General features: G+C 28.6%; 14 protein-coding genes. All 14 read right to left on the bottom strand.

Annotated elements, in window-relative coordinates; translation table 4 throughout:
* The 14 genes from rplC to nusG all read right to left on the bottom strand — a co-directional run bounded on the left by rplC (window position 1) and on the right by nusG (window position 17,237).
* Complete coding sequence (rplC, locus tag JTY60_RS00900; protein ID WP_434414774.1) at window positions 1-660, bottom strand: 50S ribosomal protein L3; 660 nt, start codon at window positions 658-660, stop codon at window positions 1-3.
* Window positions 660-962, bottom strand: coding sequence for a 30S ribosomal protein S10 (rpsJ, locus tag JTY60_RS00895; protein WP_434414773.1), 303 nt, complete (start codon window positions 960-962; stop codon window positions 660-662). Before rpsJ ends, rplC begins: the two co-directional genes overlap by 1 nt.
* A gap of 92 nt (window positions 963-1,054) precedes the next feature.
* A complete protein-coding gene (pepF, locus tag JTY60_RS00890) occupies window positions 1,055-2,830 on the bottom strand; it encodes an oligoendopeptidase F (RefSeq protein ID WP_434414772.1) in 1,776 nt (591 codons plus the stop codon).
* A 3-nt stretch (window positions 2,831-2,833) separates the two neighbouring features.
* Complete coding sequence (gene tuf, locus JTY60_RS00885) at window positions 2,834-4,000, bottom strand: elongation factor Tu (RefSeq protein WP_434414771.1); 1,167 nt, start codon at window positions 3,998-4,000, stop codon at window positions 2,834-2,836.
* A 68-nt stretch (window positions 4,001-4,068) separates the two neighbouring features.
* Window positions 4,069-6,144: an elongation factor G gene (fusA, locus tag JTY60_RS00880; protein WP_434414770.1), complete on the bottom strand. Its 2,076-nt coding sequence runs from the start codon at window positions 6,142-6,144 to the stop codon at window positions 4,069-4,071.
* A gap of 3 nt (window positions 6,145-6,147) precedes the next feature.
* Window positions 6,148-6,615: a 30S ribosomal protein S7 gene (gene rpsG / locus JTY60_RS00875; protein ID WP_434414769.1), complete on the bottom strand. Its 468-nt coding sequence runs from the start codon at window positions 6,613-6,615 to the stop codon at window positions 6,148-6,150.
* Entirely contained in the window at window positions 6,615-7,049 is a 435-nt protein-coding gene (rpsL, locus tag JTY60_RS00870) for a 30S ribosomal protein S12 (protein WP_434414768.1), read from the bottom strand. The genes rpsG and rpsL overlap by 1 nt, the downstream gene beginning before the upstream one ends.
* A gap of 27 nt (window positions 7,050-7,076) precedes the next feature.
* Entirely contained in the window at window positions 7,077-10,907 is a 3,831-nt protein-coding gene (gene rpoC / locus JTY60_RS00865; protein ID WP_434414885.1) for a DNA-directed RNA polymerase subunit beta', read from the bottom strand.
* The gene (locus tag JTY60_RS00860; protein WP_434414767.1) at window positions 10,903-14,496 is read right to left on the bottom strand and encodes a DNA-directed RNA polymerase subunit beta; all 3,594 of its coding nucleotides are present in this window, start codon (window positions 14,494-14,496) and stop codon (window positions 10,903-10,905) included. The genes rpoC and JTY60_RS00860 overlap by 5 nt, the downstream gene beginning before the upstream one ends.
* Before the next feature lie 73 nt (window positions 14,497-14,569).
* Window positions 14,570-14,947 (bottom strand): 50S ribosomal protein L7/L12, encoded by a 378-nt coding sequence (gene rplL / locus JTY60_RS00855; protein WP_434414766.1) that lies wholly within the window; start codon window positions 14,945-14,947, stop codon window positions 14,570-14,572.
* Window positions 14,948-14,979: 32 nt separating this feature from the next.
* Complete coding sequence (gene rplJ, locus JTY60_RS00850; protein WP_434414765.1) at window positions 14,980-15,498, bottom strand: 50S ribosomal protein L10; 519 nt, start codon at window positions 15,496-15,498, stop codon at window positions 14,980-14,982.
* Entirely contained in the window at window positions 15,498-16,244 is a 747-nt protein-coding gene (locus tag JTY60_RS00845) for a hypothetical protein (RefSeq protein WP_434414764.1), read from the bottom strand. The genes rplJ and JTY60_RS00845 overlap by 1 nt, the downstream gene beginning before the upstream one ends.
* 3 nt (window positions 16,245-16,247) lie before the next feature.
* Entirely contained in the window at window positions 16,248-16,664 is a 417-nt protein-coding gene (gene rplK / locus JTY60_RS00840; protein WP_434414763.1) for a 50S ribosomal protein L11, read from the bottom strand.
* A 30-nt stretch (window positions 16,665-16,694) separates the two neighbouring features.
* A complete protein-coding gene (gene nusG, locus JTY60_RS00835; RefSeq protein WP_434414762.1) occupies window positions 16,695-17,237 on the bottom strand; it encodes a transcription termination/antitermination protein NusG in 543 nt (180 codons plus the stop codon).
* Window positions 17,238-17,244 lie beyond the last annotated feature (7 nt).

Genomic DNA, 17,244 nt, shown 5'->3' with positions numbered 1-17,244 from the left:
TTAGTTTTTATTTTTAAAAAGTTCTGGTTTTTGACATTTTTTTGAATATTTGTCTTGACTAATAAAAACAATTGAATTGTTTGGACCAGGAACTGAACCTTTAATTAATAAATATTCATCTTTTTCACAAATTTCTAAAATTTGTAAGTTTTTTGTGGTAATTTTTTCATGACCCATTCTTCCAGGCATGTTTTTACTTTTAAAAACTCTGTTGGGAGAAATCGCACCCATAGACCCAATACCTCTGTGAAAACCAGAACCATGAGCCATTGGACCACGACTTTGATTTCATCTTTTAATCACACCAGCAAAACCTTTTCCTTTAGAAACTGCAGTAACATTAACTTTTTTTTCTAAGTCAAAGCAATTTGCAGGAATAACATCTTTTACTTGAATATCTAAAGAAAAATCACGAATTTCTTTTAAATGCTTTTTTGGAATTAATTGATGTTTTACAAAATGACCTTTATGAGGTTTTGAAACACGTTTTTCATTTATGGGAAAAAAACCAACTTTTATTGCTTCATACCCATGTTTTTCTTTAGTTTTTTTTTCGATAACTTGATTTTCTAGTAACTTAATTACTGTTGTTGGAACAGCTTCGTTGTTTTGCTTATAAACTGTTGTCATTCCAACTTTTATTGCATAAATCCCAATCATTATGAAATAATTTTAATTTGAATTTGAGAAGGGATCACAATATTTTTAATACTTTCTAAAAATACTGTGTTATTTCCTTTAATACACAAAAGACGATTGTGAGTTCTTAAATGAAACTGCTCTCTAGAGTCTTTGTTTCTTTGAGGAGAACGTAAAACGGTGATTAATTCGGTCTTTGTGGGCAGAGGTATTGGTCCATTAATTTGAATCCCTTTGCTTTCAAAAATTTCAATTATTTTAAAAATTGTCTTGTCTAAAACTCTAAAGTCATAGCAAGAAAACTTTATTCTTAATTGATTCAAACTTTTTCCTTTCTTTTTTTAATAATTAAATTTAAAAAAATATTATTACAATACAATAGTAATTTTAAGACAATTTTAAATATTTTTTAAATTTAATTAACTAATTTTTTAAGTTTTACTAAATAGTCATTAAACAATGAAAAAGCATTTTTAAATGGTTGCTCTGTTGTAAGATCAATTCCATTTTCTTTTAAAATTTCTAATGGTTTTTTGCTAGAACCTGATTTTAAAAAATTTAAATAATTTTTGACAGCGTCTTTTTCTTTATCAATAATTTTTTTGGCAAAGCAACTTGCACAAACCATTCCAACAACATACTTATAAACATAAAAATTTGAGTAAAAATGGGGAACATAAAGTGGTCAAAGATAATTAAATTTATGAGATTTTTTTTCAGTTTCAAGTTTTGGAAAATATTTTTTATTTAATTTTTTCGCAATTTTTACAAAATCTGTGTAAGTTAGTGAATTGTCTTTGTCGACCATATCGTGGGCAATTAATTCGTATTCTGCAAATTGAGCTTGGCGAAAAACTGTGGCAATAAATTCTTTGATAAAAAGTTCTAAGTAAGCTTTTTTTTTCTCATCGTCTTTAGTATTCTCAATCATTGAATGATTTAGCAAAATTTCGTTGGTGATTGAAGCAATTTCTGCTAAAAAGATTGGATAATCGTGGTAAAAAAATGATTGGTGGCGATTCGAAAAAATTGAGTGAATTGCATGTCCCAGTTCATGTGTTAAAGTAGAAACATCTAAATATTTCTTATTTCAATTTAATAAAATATAAGGATTTTTTTGATAAACACAATAAGAATAGGCGCCACTTCGCTTGTTTGGTCTTGGAAGTCAATCAATTAAGTTATTTTCAAAAACATAATCAATTTCTTTTAAATATTCTGGTCCTAAAAGAGAAAGTGATTTTTTTATAATTTTCTTGCTTTCTTCAATGGTAAAATCATCATTTGAAGCCTCAAATAAAGGACCGCTTCAGTCCCATGGATTTGGATTTGTAATTTTGGTAACTTTTACCAAAATTTTTTTTCATTCCAAAATTAAGTTAGTATTATCTGAAATATTTTTTAAAATAAATTTATATTGTTTTTTATCAACATAATCTGATAAGGTGTTTGATTCTAAAGAACTTTTATAGTGATATATTTTAGCAAATTTAGAAGTGCTTAAAAGATTGTAAAAAGCGTTTGTTGCTAGAGTAAAACGATGATCAAAATAAACTTTTCAAAAATTTTTATAACAATTTTTTCGAAGTTCAATATCTTTGTGAGAAAGAAAAAAACTTGCATTCCCAGGCAATAATTCATAACTTTTATGATTTGAATCTTTAATTTTTCGAAACTTAAAGTCAGCGTTCGTAAGTTTTGTAAAAATATTTTTATTATTATCAAAAATACCTGATAGTTGACTAATAAGTTGCTCATTTTCATCAGACAAGCGATGTTTTTTAAAATTAAAAAAATTATGAAAATAATTTTTTAAATAAGAAAATTTTTCATCATTTAAGTATTCATTAATTTTTGTTTCGGAAGCAAAAATTTCATTACGAATAAAAAATAAGTCTGAAGCAATTTTTTGGTATTTTAAAGATCAGTCTTGATAAACTTTTTGCGTTTGAATATCTTGTAAGTTAGAGTTGCTTTTATTTTGTAAATAACATTCAATCTCACTGCTTATTCGATAAAACTTTTCAATTAAAGACAAAAATGAAGCAAAGTTGTCTTTAGATGAAAAAAGCTGCCCTTTTAACACTTTTAGTTGGTTTTTTAAGTCCTCTACGATGACTAAAAGTGAAGAAATACTATTATTACCAATTAAAGGGGTTAAATCTCAATTAAGATCTTGGGCATCTATCATATTTTACAAAACTTTAATAACTTTTCCGTTACCAATTGTTCTTCCGCCTTCTCTAATCGAAAACAAGGTACCAGGTTCAACGGCAACTTTTTTAATTAATTGAATATTTACCTCTAAGTGGTCTCCTGGCAAAGCCATTTGAACATTTTCTGGTAATTTTAAAGTTCCAGTTACAGTAGCTGTACGAATATAAAATGAAGGGCTGTAAGTTTCTGTAAATCCAGTTGCTCTACCACCCTCATCTTTTTTTAAAACATAAATAACTGCTGAAAATTCATCATGAGTTGTTACTGTTTTTGGAGTTGCAATAACTTGACCTTTCATAATGTCATCTTTGTTAATCCCACGAAGTAAAAGACCAACGTTTTGGCCAGCAATTCCTTTTTTTAAACTATCTTTAAATTGTTTAATTTCTGTAACAACACTCGTTAAAACTTTGTCTTTTAACCCTAAAATTTCGACATTATCTTTTGGTTGTACCATGCCTCTTTCAATTTTACCAGTAGCAACTGTTCCTCTACCTTCAATTGAATAAACATCTTCAATTGGTAATAATAGGGGTTTGTCGATTTCTCTTACTGGAACAGGAAAACCGTCCATAATGTCAATCAATTCTTGAAGTTTTTTTTCTCATTTTTCGTCGCCATTTAAAGCTCCAAGAGCACTTCCAGCGACAAAAGCAATATTTTCTCCATCATATCCATAATGAGATAATAAGTCTCTAGTTTCAATTTCTGCAAGTTCTAATTCCTCAGAATCAACAGTATCAACTTTGTTTAAGAAAACAACAATATCTTTAATACCAGCTTGTTTTGCTAGTAAAATGTGTTCTTTGGTTTGAGGCATTGGACCATCACTAGCTGCAACTACTAAAATTGCAACATCCATTTGTGATGCACCAACAATCATGTTTTTTACATAGTCTGCGTGCCCTGGGCAATCAACGTGGGCATAGTGTCTTGTGTCAGTTTCATATTCTACGTGCGCCGTATTAATGGTAATTCCACGTTCTTTTTCTTCTGGTGCCTTATCAATTTCTTCATAATTTACTTTTTTTGCATAACCTTTTTTAGAAAGGTATGAAGTAAGTGCTGCTGTTAAAGTTGTTTTACCATGATCTACGTGACCAATAGTACCAATGTTTATGTGATCTTTTTCAAATTTTTCCATTTATAAATCCTTAATTTTATTTTTTTTAATAAAAAACAAAAAATCTTAGTTATTATAAGATAATTTTTTTATTTTTTATTCCTTTCAATTAAAATTTTTTCTGTAACTTCTCTTGGAGCCTGTTTGTAGTCAAAAAAATGCATCGTATAAATTCCTCTGCCTTGAGAAATTGATCTCAAATCAGTTGCATAGCCAAACATCGAACTTAAAGGAACTTTTGAAGAAATGTTATATGCATTACCAATTTTATAAGTATTTTCAATTGTTCCTCTTCTAGCAGAAATATCACCCATTACATCACCAAAGTACTCTTCTGGAACGGTAACTTCAACTTTCATGATTGGTTCTAGTAAAATTGGTTCACATTTTGCTTTTGAGGCTTTAAAGGCAACAGATGCTGCAATTTTGAAGGCTAGTTCACTCGAATCAACCTCATGAAATGAGCCATCATACAAGGTAGCTTTAATGTCAATTGCTGGATAATTGGCAATTAATCCTGTTTTCATTGAAGCAATTAGACCATCTCTTACAGGATTGATGTATTCTGAAGGAATTTTTCCAGAAACAATTTTATTTACAAACTCAAAGCCTTTTTTTTCATTTGGTTCAAAAATAACATTAACATGCCCATATTGACCACGACCACCAGACTGACGAATATATTTTCCTTCGCAATCACCTTTTTTCGTAATCGTTTCTCGATAAGATACTTGAGGTTTTCCCACATTTACCTCAACATTGAATTCCCTTTTCAATCGATCAACAATGATTTCTAAATGTAATTCACCCATTCCAGAAATTATTGTTTCACCAGTTTCATTGTCAATGTGAGTTCTAAAAGTTGGATCTTCTTCACTCAGCTTTTGAATTGCAATTGAAAGTTTATCTTGATCAGCTTTTGTTTTTGGTTCTAATGCTAAAGAAATTACTGGTTCTGGAAAAAACATTTTTTCTAACAATATAAAATTGTCTGGATCGCAAATGGTATCACCGGTAGTTGTTGATTTTAACCCAACAATTGCACAAATTTCTCCAGCATAAGCAACATCAATTTCTTCTCTTTTGTTGGCATGCATGCGAACAATTCTACCAATTCGTTCGCGCTTTTTATTTCCAGCGTTTAAAACAAAAGAACCTTTTTTTAAAATTCCACTGTAAATTCTTACAAATGATAGTCTGCCAACATAAATATCAGTCATAATTTTAAAAACTAAGCCACAAAAAGGTTCTTCTTTTTCTAAATTTCTTAAAACTGGATGATTGTCTTTGTCATACCCTGAAACATTTTTAATGTCTTTTGGAGAAGGAAGATAATCAATTACAGCATCTAAAAGAACTTTAATTCCTTTGTTTTTAAAACTAGAACCGCATAGAACTGGGTAAAAATTTGCTGAAAGGGTTGCTTTTCTGATGGCTTTTTTTAATATTTCTGGGGTAATTTCTTGTTCATTTAAGTATATTTCTGCCAAATCATGATCAAAATCACATAAAGATTCGATAAGTTGGTTTCGGTATAATTCAACTTCATCTAAATATTCTTCGGGAATCTCTAGAGTTTGATAATTTTCTTCTTTATTGCCATCATAAAAATAAGCTTTTAAGGAAACTAAGTCAATAATACCTCGGAATTGATCTTCTTTACCGATCGGAATTTGGATAGGATGTGCGTTTGCATTTAATTTATCTGCTAGAGTTTTTAAAGAATAAAAAAAATCAGCACCAATTTTATCCATTTTATTGCAATATACAATTCTTGGAACATTATATTTTGATGCTTGTCTTCAAACGGTTTCTGTTTGCGGTTCAACGCCACTTTGAGCATCTAAAACAGCAATTGCTGAATCCAAAACTCGAAGACTTCTTTCAACTTCAATGGTAAAATCAACATGCCCTGGAGTATCAATAATGTTAATGACATGATTCTTTCAAAAAATTGTGGTTGCAGCCGAAGTAATCGTAATTCCTCGCTCTTGTTCTTGCACCATTCAGTCCATTTGGCTTTCGCCCTCATGAACTTCACCAATCTTATGAATTTTTCCAGCGTGATATAAAATTCTTTCAGTCGTTGTCGTTTTTCCGGCATCAATGTGTGCCATAATTCCAATATTTCTTAATAATGAAAGATCACTATAATCAAGTTTCAAATCTTATCACCTAAAGTGTGCAAAAGCTTTATTAGCTTCTGCAATTTTTTCTATTTCTTCGCGTCTTTTAACAGCACCACCAGAATTTTTTGCAGCATCAATAATTTCTAATGCCAATTTTTCTGAAAGGGTTTTATTTTTTCTTTCTCTAGCACTGACAATAATTCATCTAACTGCTAAAAAAAGTTTTCGATAAGGTAAAGTTTCAACAGGAATTTTATAATTTGCCCCACCAATTCTTCTAGATTTTACAATTACTCTCGGCATAACATTGTTTAAAGCTTGTTCGTAAACTTTTAGGGGGTTATGTCCGGTTTTTTGATTAATATAGTCGAAAGCTTCATACACTTGTTTTTCAATTGAAAGTTTGTTGCCTTTATACATCAACTTGTTAATTAGTTTGGTAACAATCTTTGATTTATAAAGAATGTCTGGTGTTATTTCTCTTTTTTTGGCTTTTTGTTTGCGCATTATTTTTTCGTTTTACCCTGTTCTTTTGCTGGTCTTTTTGTACCATAAAGAGATCTGCTTTGTCTTCTTTTAGAAACACCAAAGGTGTCAAGAGTACCTCTAATAATATGGTATCTTACACCAGGTAAATCCTTAACTCGACCACCACGAATTAAAACAACTGAGTGTTCTGAAAGATTATGGCCTTCTCCTGGAATATAAGAGATAACTTCCATCCCATTAGTTAAGCGAAGTTTTGCATATTTTCTTAAGGCAGAGTTAGGTTTTTTGGGTGTCATTGTAGCAACTCTGGTACAAACTCCTCTTTTTTGAGGTGAAAAAACTTTTTTTGTTTTTTTGTTAATATTGTTTAAAAACAAGTGTAATGCAGGTGATTTTGATTTTTTTTTCACCTTGCTTCGGGGTTTTTTAATTAATTGACTAATTGTTGGCAAATTGATACTCCTTGTGAATGATTTGTTTTAATAGTAATTGTAAATGGCTTTTTTACTTTCAGCAATAACTTCATCTTCATTTTTTAACCCTGTTCCTGCAGGAATTAAGTTTCCAATTAAAACATTCGTTTTAAGGCCATAAAGATGATCAATGCTTCCAATTGCAGCCGCATTTGAAAGAACTCTTGATGTGTCCTGAAAGGATGCAGAAGATAAAAATGAATTTGCAAGTAATGGTGCTTTTTTCACACTTAGCAAAACTATTTTACCAAATATTGGATTTTTTTTTTCTAAAAAAAGTTTTTTGTTTTCTTTAATAAACTTATCTTTGTGAATTAAGGTTCCAACTTGATAGTCAGAATCACCAGAACCAATAATTAAAATTTTATTCATCATTTGGGAAACAATGATTTCAATATATTTGTCAGAAATTTCAATTCCTTGCAAACGATAAACTCATTGAACTTCTTTAATAATGTATTTTTGCACTTCATCAATATCAGTTGTTGCTAATAATTTTTTTAAGTCTAAATTTCCATTAGTTAATTTCTGACCAACAGTTACATAATCTCCAACTTTTACTCTTAAAGAGTCATTGATAAAAACTGTTTCTGAAATATGATATTTTTTGTATTTTTTATTTGAAGATAAATATTCCGTTTCAATGGTAATTTTTAATTGATAATCATTAACTTGAGCAATGTTTGTGATTAATCCATCAACTGGTGAAATTGTTGCAACAGCACCTTTAGGTTTCGTAACATCAAATAATTCTTTAATTCTAGGTAGACCCTGAGTAATGTCATATTCTCCAGCAACCCCCCCAGTATGAAAGGTACGCATGGTAAGTTGGGTACCAGGTTCGCCGATAGATTGAGCCGAAATTATTCCAACCGATTCACCGATTTCAACTTCTTTGTTGTTAGCTAGATGTCATCCATAGCATTTTCTGCAGACACCATATGGAGATTTGCACTTTAAAACACTTCTAATTTTTACTTTTTGAATCCCATTATCAATAATTTCTTTAGCAATTTTTCTGTCAATTAGTTGATTTTTTTGAATAATAATACGATTGTTTTTATCATATAAATCTTCTAAGACATAACGACCAAGAATTCTATCATGCAAGGGAACAATTAAAGAATTTGTTTTTTCATCGATGATGTCAGAAACTTCAATATATTCTAAAGTTCCACAATCATCGTCATTTACAATGACATCTTGGGCAACATCGACAAGTCTTCTTGTAAGATATCCAGAATCTGCAGTTTTTAAAGCAACATCTGCTAATCCTTTTCTAGCGCCGTGAGTTGAAATAAAAAATTCAGAAATATTTAATCCTTCGTAAAATGATGAAAAAATCGGAATTTCAATAATTTCCCCTTTAGGATTGTTCATAAGCCCTCGAATTCCTGAAAGTTGGGTGAAATTAGAAATATTTCCCCTAGCACCAGATTTTAACATCATAATCAAAGGATTGCTTTGATTTTTTTCATCTTCAATTAAATTTTTTAAGAAATCTTGAATTTTATCTCTTGCCTCAGATCAACTGTTAACCACATGTTGATGGCGTTCTTTTTCTGTTAAAAAACCTTTAAGATAAAAGTTTCAATATTTTTTTACTTTTAATGAAGTTTCTTCAACTAATTTATTTTTGTACTCTAAGACAATGTTTTTATCTTTTTCTTTAAAAATAAGATCAGAAATTGAAAATGTGGTACTAGATTTAGTTGCGTATTCAAAACCTAAATCTTTTAAGTCATCCAAAATTTTGGCAATTTGATTCGTATATTGATCGTAAATCGTTGAAATTAAAGAAGAAACGTTTGATTTATTAAATCCAGCTTCAATTTTTCTTTCTAAAAGAATTTTTAAAATATCCTCTTTTGAATTTACAGATAAATAATCAGATTCTTTGTTTAAAAAAACAAGGTCGTTTTTAGAAAAGTTTTTAAGATCTGAAAAGTTGTTAACATAAAAGAAATCTTTGGGAAGAATTGAGTTAAAAATAATTTTTCCTGGGGTTGTAATTAAATAACCAGAATTTAGATTAAAATTTTTATCAGAAATTTTATTTTTAATTGCTTCAAGTGAAAGTAAAATTAACTGGTTTTCACAAATTATTTCATTTTTATGGGCAAATAAAACATCTTTTTCGTTGGCAAAAAAATGAATTTTTTGGTCTTTTTCAAATTTTTTTTCAGAAGTTAAATAATAAATTCCCAAAATCATATCAAGATTTGGAATGGTAATTGGTTTTCCGTCTTTTAACCCCAAAATATTATTACTTCCGATCATAAGCGTTCTAGCCTCTGCAATTGCTGCATCCCCAAGTGGTAAATGAACCGCCATTTGATCACCATCAAAGTCAGCATTAAATGCTGTTGTTACCAAAGGATGTAAAGTTATCGCTTTTGAATTAATAATTTTTGGTTGAAAAGCTTGAATTCCTAGTCTATGCAATGTTGGAGCCCTGTTTAAAAGTAGGGGGCGAGAATTTGCTAATTCTTCAACAATTGGTCAAATAATTTTATTTTGTTCTTCAATTAGCTTTTGAGCTGATTTAATATTTTTTGCTAATTGTTTTTTTAATAATTCCCCAATAATATGTGGTAAATAAATTTTTAAAATAATTTCTTTGGGAATTCCGCACTGATAAAGTTTTAAATCAGGTCCGACAACAATAACACTTCTGGCCGAATAGTCAACCCTTTTACCTAAAAGATTTTGACGAAATCTTCCTTGTTTTCCTTTTAAAAGATCGGTTAGTGATTTTAAAACGTGCTTATCTTTACCAAGAAATGGTTTGTGTTTTTTAGTATTATCAAATAAGGCGTCTACTGCTTCTTGAAGCATTCTTTTTTCATTATTTAACATAATTACTGGAGAATCTAATTCAATAGCTCTTTTAAGACGTTCATTTCGAATAATAATTCTTCTGTAAAGTTCATTTACGTCAGATGATGTAAATCTACCGTTATCCAATTGAATAATTGGTCGCATTTCTGGGGGAATAATTGGAATAATATCAATTGTTAATTGGTTAATCAAACTATTATTTTCAACAATTTTTTGAAGAAGTTGAAATCTTTTTGAGTAACGAATAATGTTTTGATGGTATGAATTTTTTTTTTGTTCTAATTCTTCTAATTCTTTTTTAAAGTTAATTTTTTGAAGTAATTCTTGAATTGCTTGGGCACCAATTCCAAATTTGGCTTTACTTTGTAAAGTAATAAATTCACAAATATCAAAAAATGGAATAAACTGTTTTTTGTTTCCTTCATTTGAAAAAACATGAATAAACTGTTCGCATTTTATTAATTCCTTGCCAGATAAAGATTTTTTTTCTTTAATATCTAACAATTCTTGTAAAAAATATTTATGACAATTATTTTGATCAATAATGGTTCTTTCTTTTAAAGTAGAATTTCCTTGTTCAATCACAACATAAGAAATAAAATAAATAATTTCTTCAATTTCTTTAACTTTTAAGTTTAAAATTAAACTTAGTTTGCTAGGAGTGTATTTAAACATTCAAATGTGACAAACTGGAATACAAAGTTTAATATGGCCAAATCTTTGTCTTCTAACAATTGATTCTGTTACTTCAACACCGCATTTTTCACAAATTATCCCTTTGTTTTTGGGCTTTTTGTACTTTCCACAAGCACACTCATAATTTTTTACAGGTCCAAAAATTTTTTCACAAAAAAGTCCATCTGGTTCTGGAGCTAAAGTTTTATAGTTAATCGTTTCCGATGTCTTAACCTCTCCATATGATCAACTAATAATATCGCTCGAAGAAGCAAGGCTTATTGAGATGGACTCAATATTTTTTTGATGAATATCGCTAATTTTTTTCATCATCTTCACCTCTTTCTAATTCTACAGCGCTTTTAAAAGTAAATATTGCTTCCATATTATCCTTTTTAGGAATAAATTGATAAAAATCTTCAGATTCTTTTTCTAAACTATCAATGCTTTCCAAATATGTTTTTTTATCTAAAAGTGGGTCTTCCTCTGACTTTTGAAAGTTGTTTCTTTGATGAACAATAACGTTTAAGCCAAGGCCTTTTAGTTCTCTAATTAAAACTAAAAAAGATTCGGGAATGGATGATCCTGGGATTTTATTTCCAGAAATTAAAGCATTATAAACATTAATTCTTCCATTAATATCATCAGCTTTTAAAGTTAACATTTCTTGTAATAAATGGGATGCTCCATAAGCTTCAAGGGCTCATACTTCCATTTCTCCAAATCTCTGACCACCATTTTGAGCTTTTCCACCTAGGGGCTGTTGAGTTATTAAAGAATAAGGGCCAACATTTCTGGCATGAATTTTTTCTTCTACCATATGATATAGTTTTAAAAGATAAATATAGCCAACAGAAATTTTTGATTTAAATTTTTCACCAGTTAACCCATCATATAAACTAAATTTGCCTTCTGGAGCTTCGGGAAAATTTTCTTTTAACAAAGTGTTAATTTGATCAATGGTAATTCCATCAAAAATTGGATTAAAAATCTTTCAATTATTTTTTTTGGCAACTAAACCTAGATGTAATTCTAAAACTTGTCCAATATTCATTCTTGAAGGAATCCCTAGGGGATTTAAAATAATATCAATTGGCGTTCCATCAGCTAAAAAGGGCATGTCTTCTTTGGGAACAACTTTCGAAATAACTCCTTTATTTCCGTGTCTTCCACTCATTTTATCCCCTGCTTGAATTTTTCTTTTTTGAGCAATAAAGACTTTTACAATCTCAAAAACATCCATCCCCAAGTTCTCATAGTCTCTTTTAGAATATCTGTGGACTGATAGAACGATTCCTTCATATCCATTTGGCACTCGAAGGGAAGTATCTTTATAATTTTTACTTTTTTCACCAAAAATTACTTGAAGTAAGCGATCTTCTGGAGTTAAATTTGACTCACCTCTTGGGGTAATTTTTCCAACTAAGATATCACCAACTTGAACTCTAGTTCCCGGAATAATAAGTCCATCTTCATCCAAAAATCTTTTTTCATATGAAGAAATATTGGGAATATCTCAAGTTATTTCTTCAGATCCTTGCTTTGTAGAACGACATTCAATTTCTAATTCTTTAATGTGAACTGAGGTAAAAATATCTTTTTCAATTAATCTTTCAGAAACAATAATCGCATCTTCAAAATTATATCCATATCAACTAATAAAGGCAACTAAGATATTATTTCCAAGTGCAAGTTCGCCGTTTACAATACCAGGACCATCAGCAATTAATTGATCTTTTTTTACAATATCGCCAATATTTACTAACGGTTTTTGTAAAATTAAAGTATCTTTATTGCTTCGTAAATAATTGTAAAGTTTATGATTTATTAATTCACCTTTAGAGTTTTTAATAACAATTTCATTACCATCAACATATTCGACAACCCCTTCATCAGATGATAATAACGCAAGTCCTGAGTCTTTGGCGATTTGATATTCAATTCCTGTCGCAATTAAAGGGTTTTCTGCATTTAAAACAGGAACCGCTTGACGTTGCATGTTTGAACCCATAAGTGCTCTCGTAGTGTCATTGTGTTCCAAAAATGGAATCGTACAAGCAGAAATAGAAAAAAGTTGTTTTGGAGAAACATCAATATAATTTACTTTTTCTTTTTCAACTTCAATGGTTTCATTTTTGTATCTTGCAATAACTAAATCATGAGTTAGATTATTATCTTCATCAGTATCAATTTTTGCTTGTCCAATAATGTAGTGTTGTTCTTCGTCAGCCTCTAAATAAACAACTTCATCTTGCAAAACTTTTCCATCTTTAACTTTTAAATAAGGTGTTTCAATAAAACCTAAGTCATTAACTCTAGCAAAAGTTGCTAAGTTTGATATCAATCCAATATTTTGTCCTTCAGGAGTCTCGATCGGACAAAATCTTCCATAAAAACTAGGTCTTACATCTCGAACTTCAAATCCAGCTCTTTCTCGATTCAATCCTCCAACTCCAAGCGAAGAAATTCTTCTTTTATTTGCAAGTTCTGCTAGGGGGTTTGTTTGATCTAAAAATTGACAAAGTTGTGAAGTATTAAAAAAATCTTTAATTAAAGTTAATAAGTACTTATTTGAAAATAAATTTTTAAAGGAAATGGTAGCTTCGTTTGCCCCCATAATCATCTCTCTCAAACCTTTTTCAATTTTTAACAGTCCATTGACAATTTGATTTTTAATTAAATCAGCAGAAGTTCTTACTCTTCGATTCGATAAATCATCAATGTCATCAGTTTCACCAATATTGTGTTTTAAATTTAAAAAATAATTAATTGCGACAATAAAATCTTGAATTTTAAATTGTTTTTCTTCTAAGGGACTTTTTTGAGTTCCTAAAATAACATATGAAGAATCGCTATTGTTTTCATTGCTTATAAACCAACGATAAAATCTTAAGGTTTTTTTAGGTGAAATTTTTAATTCAAAAAACTTTAATTTATCTTTTTCAATTAAATCTGATAAAATTTCGGTTTCTTTTTTACCAATGAACGTTCCTTTAGAAAAAATAACTTTGTTATTTCTATCCAAAATGTCTTCAGCTAAATATTTGTGGTAAGCTCTTTCACAAATATTTAATTTTTTATTAACTTTTAAACGTCCTGCTTTTCCAAGAGAAAAATTTTTTTCATTAAAAAGCAGGTTTTCAATAATTTTTACAATATCTTCATCTTTTCTGATTGGTTCGCCAGGTTTTAATTTATGATAAAAATCTTTTCTTGCGTCAACTGCAGAATAATCTTTAAAATTTGAAAAACTATTTTCAATCATTTCATCATCTAAAAAAAGTTCGAGAGCCTGTTTTTCGGTAAGATTTAATGAAAGTCAAAAAATTGCAAAAGAAATTTTTCGGTTTTTTTCAAGTTTTACAAACAAATGTTCTTTCAAATCAAAGAAAAATTCTAATCAAGTTCCAAACAAGGGAATAAAATTGAAATAATAAATAAATCTGCCAATGTTTTTTTCAAAAATTTTGGCAAAATAAATTCCAGGTGATCTTACAATTTGTGATACGACTACTTTTTCAACACCGTTAACAACAAAAGTTCCCTTGTAAGACATTTTTGGAAGAAAACATAAAAATACTTTTTTCTCTTGAACAACTTTATTATTTATCAGTAAAGAAAACGAACAATTGATCGTATATTCATAGTTTTTACCAAGTTTTTTTGCGGTTAAATAATCTATTTTTGGTTCTTCAAAATACAATTTATTAAAAACCAAAGAAATTGTTTTATTTTTGTTTGTAATCGGAAAAAAAGAAGAAAATGTTTCTTCTAGTTCAAAGTCAATTAATTCTTGGAATTTCTTTTTCTGAATTAATAAAAGATTAGGAATTTCTAATTCTTTTTTTTTCTTAGAAAAGTTAATTCTTTCAATATAGTCTCCACATTGTTTAATTGTGTAACTTACCATAATGCTCCTAAAAAATAATATTGTTTACTTAAAAAATGCTTTTTTAAGTATTTAAAGAAATTTAAAGAAAAAATTACTTTATTTCGCAAACTGCTCCAGCTTCTTCAAATTTTGCTTGGACTTCTTTTACTTGATCTTGATTTAATTTATCTAAAATTAGAACTGGTGCTTGTTCAACAATTTTTTTAGCTTCCATTAAATTACAATTTTTAATATCACGAACAACTTTAATAACCATAATTTTTTTCTGACCAACTTCTTTTAAGAAAATTGAAAAAGAAGATTTTTGTTCTTTTTCTTCGACTTCATCATGGCTAGCAGCAGAACCAGATGCCATCGCTTGAGCCTTAATGTTGTACTTTTCTTCAATTGAAGTAATTAAGTTATTAAGTTCTAAAACACTCATTTCATCAATTAATTTTAAAATTTCATCTATTTTTTTATTTTCCATAGTTATATCCTTTTAATTTATTCCTTAAAAAATTAATTTTTATTGGTTTCTTTATTTTCTTCTTTTAAACTTACAAGACTTTTTAATGTTAAAGCAAGTTTTATGATCGGAGACGATAAAACAAAAGCTAATGAAGCAATAAGATCATTTTTTGAACCGTATCTTGAAAGTTTTTTTAGTTCTTTTTCCTTTAAAAGAGAATTTTCAAAAAAAGCAAAAACACATTTAAGGTTATTGTCATACTGTTTGGTAAAGTTATTAATTTCTTTTAATCCTTTAAAACCTTCATCTTTTCGAAACAAAAAAATGTTTTGTCCAGATAAATTTTCAATGTCGTCTTGCAAATTATAAAATTTTTTATACCCAATATTAAATAAATTATTTTTATAAACGACACACTTAAAACCATTTTCTTTGGCTTTTCTTCGAATTAAATTAATTTTATTTGAAGTAATTTTTTGATAATTACAAATATAAAAACATTTATTTGCAGATAAATTTTCTTTAATTTCTAAAATTTTAGTATTTTTTTTGTTTAATGATAATGACATTATATTTCAACCCTTACTGATGGAGACATCGTTAAAGAAACATTGCACGATAAAACTAATTTACCTTTAATATTTTGGGGTTTAAAAGAATTAATTGCCTTAACTAAGATATTAAAATTATCAATAATTTCTGAATTATTCATGGTATCTTTGGCAAAAATTGCGTTTAAATTTCCATGTGAATCAACTTTGAAAAAATATTTCCCCTTTTTAAATTCTAAAATACAGTTTTCAACATCATCAGTTACTGTTTTTAATTTTTGTGAAGGCATCAAACCTTTTGGTCCTAAAATTCTTGCAACTTTTCCAATTGCTGTCATCATTTTTGGCACAGTAACAATTAAATCAAAATCAAATCAATTTTCATTTTGAATTTTTTCTAAATACTCAATTCCTCCAGCAAATAAAGCTCCGGCACTTTTAGCAGATTCGATTAAATTATCTGGAACAATCGCTAAAATTCTTTTTTCTTTCAAAAAAGAATTTGGATAAGTTACAAAACCAGAAAAAGACAGCTTCCCTTTTTTTGGTTTTGCAAGCACAAAAGATGCTTGAAAAGATTCAGAAAATTTAGAAAATTTTATTTCTTTTAAAACATCAACCGCTTTTTCAATGGATACTTTCTTTTTTGTTTTAAAGTACTCATTTGAATAAGCTTTTTGAAAATTTTTTGTTAATTTTTGTTTGCTAGCTTTTTTAACAGTGGTAGCGACATTTTTTGTGTCTTCTGTAATGTTTTCGGTCAATTTTTACTCACTTTCAATTATTTCTAAACCCATTGACTTTGCAGATCCAATAATTGATTTGCATGCAACATCCAAATCAACGGTATTCATGTCAGGGATTTTTATTTTAGCAATTTCTTTAATTTGAGAAAGCTTAATCTTGCCAACCTTATTTTTTTTCACATCAGATGAACCTTTTTCTAAGTTAATCATTTTTTTTATTAAAACTGAAGTTGGCGGGGTTTTTATTTCAAAATCAAATGATTTATCACTATAAACTGTAATGGAAACAGGAAATAAATCATTTGGATTATTTTTGGTTTTTTCGTTAAATGCATTACAAAATTGCGGCATATTAATCGAAAGTCCAGCAAGTGCCGCACAAGGTTTTGCAGAACCTCCATTAAATCTAATTTTTGCAATTCTTTTAATAGTTTTCATATTTACAAGGATTATTGTACCAGAAAAAAATTATCTTTTAGAAACATTTTTCAGGGGAATTACTCATGGTGTTAGTCTTCCAAAAACTTCAATTTCTACAGTTACTAGTTCCTTTTCTAAATTAATTTCTAAAACTTTCCCGTGATCGATACCTAATGACGGATCCTTAATATAAACAATATCGTTGACATCAAAATTAATGGTTTTTTCATAATTTTTTGTTTCATATTCTTCATATTTTTCGAGCATTTTTTCGGCTTCTGAAAAAGAAATTGGAATCGGTTGGGCTTTTTTGCCGGTTGTACCTAAAAATCCAATAATACCTGGGGTATGACGAACCACGTGCCAAGAATCATTGTTCATTTTCATAAGAATAAAAAGATACCCTGGGTAAATATTTCTTTCCATAAATTTTTTAGACTTAGCATTAATTTCTTTTTTAATAATAATTTTAAATTCTTTAAAAAATTCTTCTAAATTTAAAGAACTAATTCGTTCCTTTAAGTCAGAAATAATTGTATCTTTTAGTTTATTATTAAAATTTACAATATATCAATTAAATTCTTCTTCCATTATCCCC

The organism is symbiont of Argiope bruennichi, assembly GCF_051094275.1.
Classification (GTDB): domain Bacteria; phylum Bacillota_I; class Bacilli_A; order Mycoplasmatales; family SG1.
This window is presented reverse-complemented; position numbering and strand designations above follow the sequence as displayed.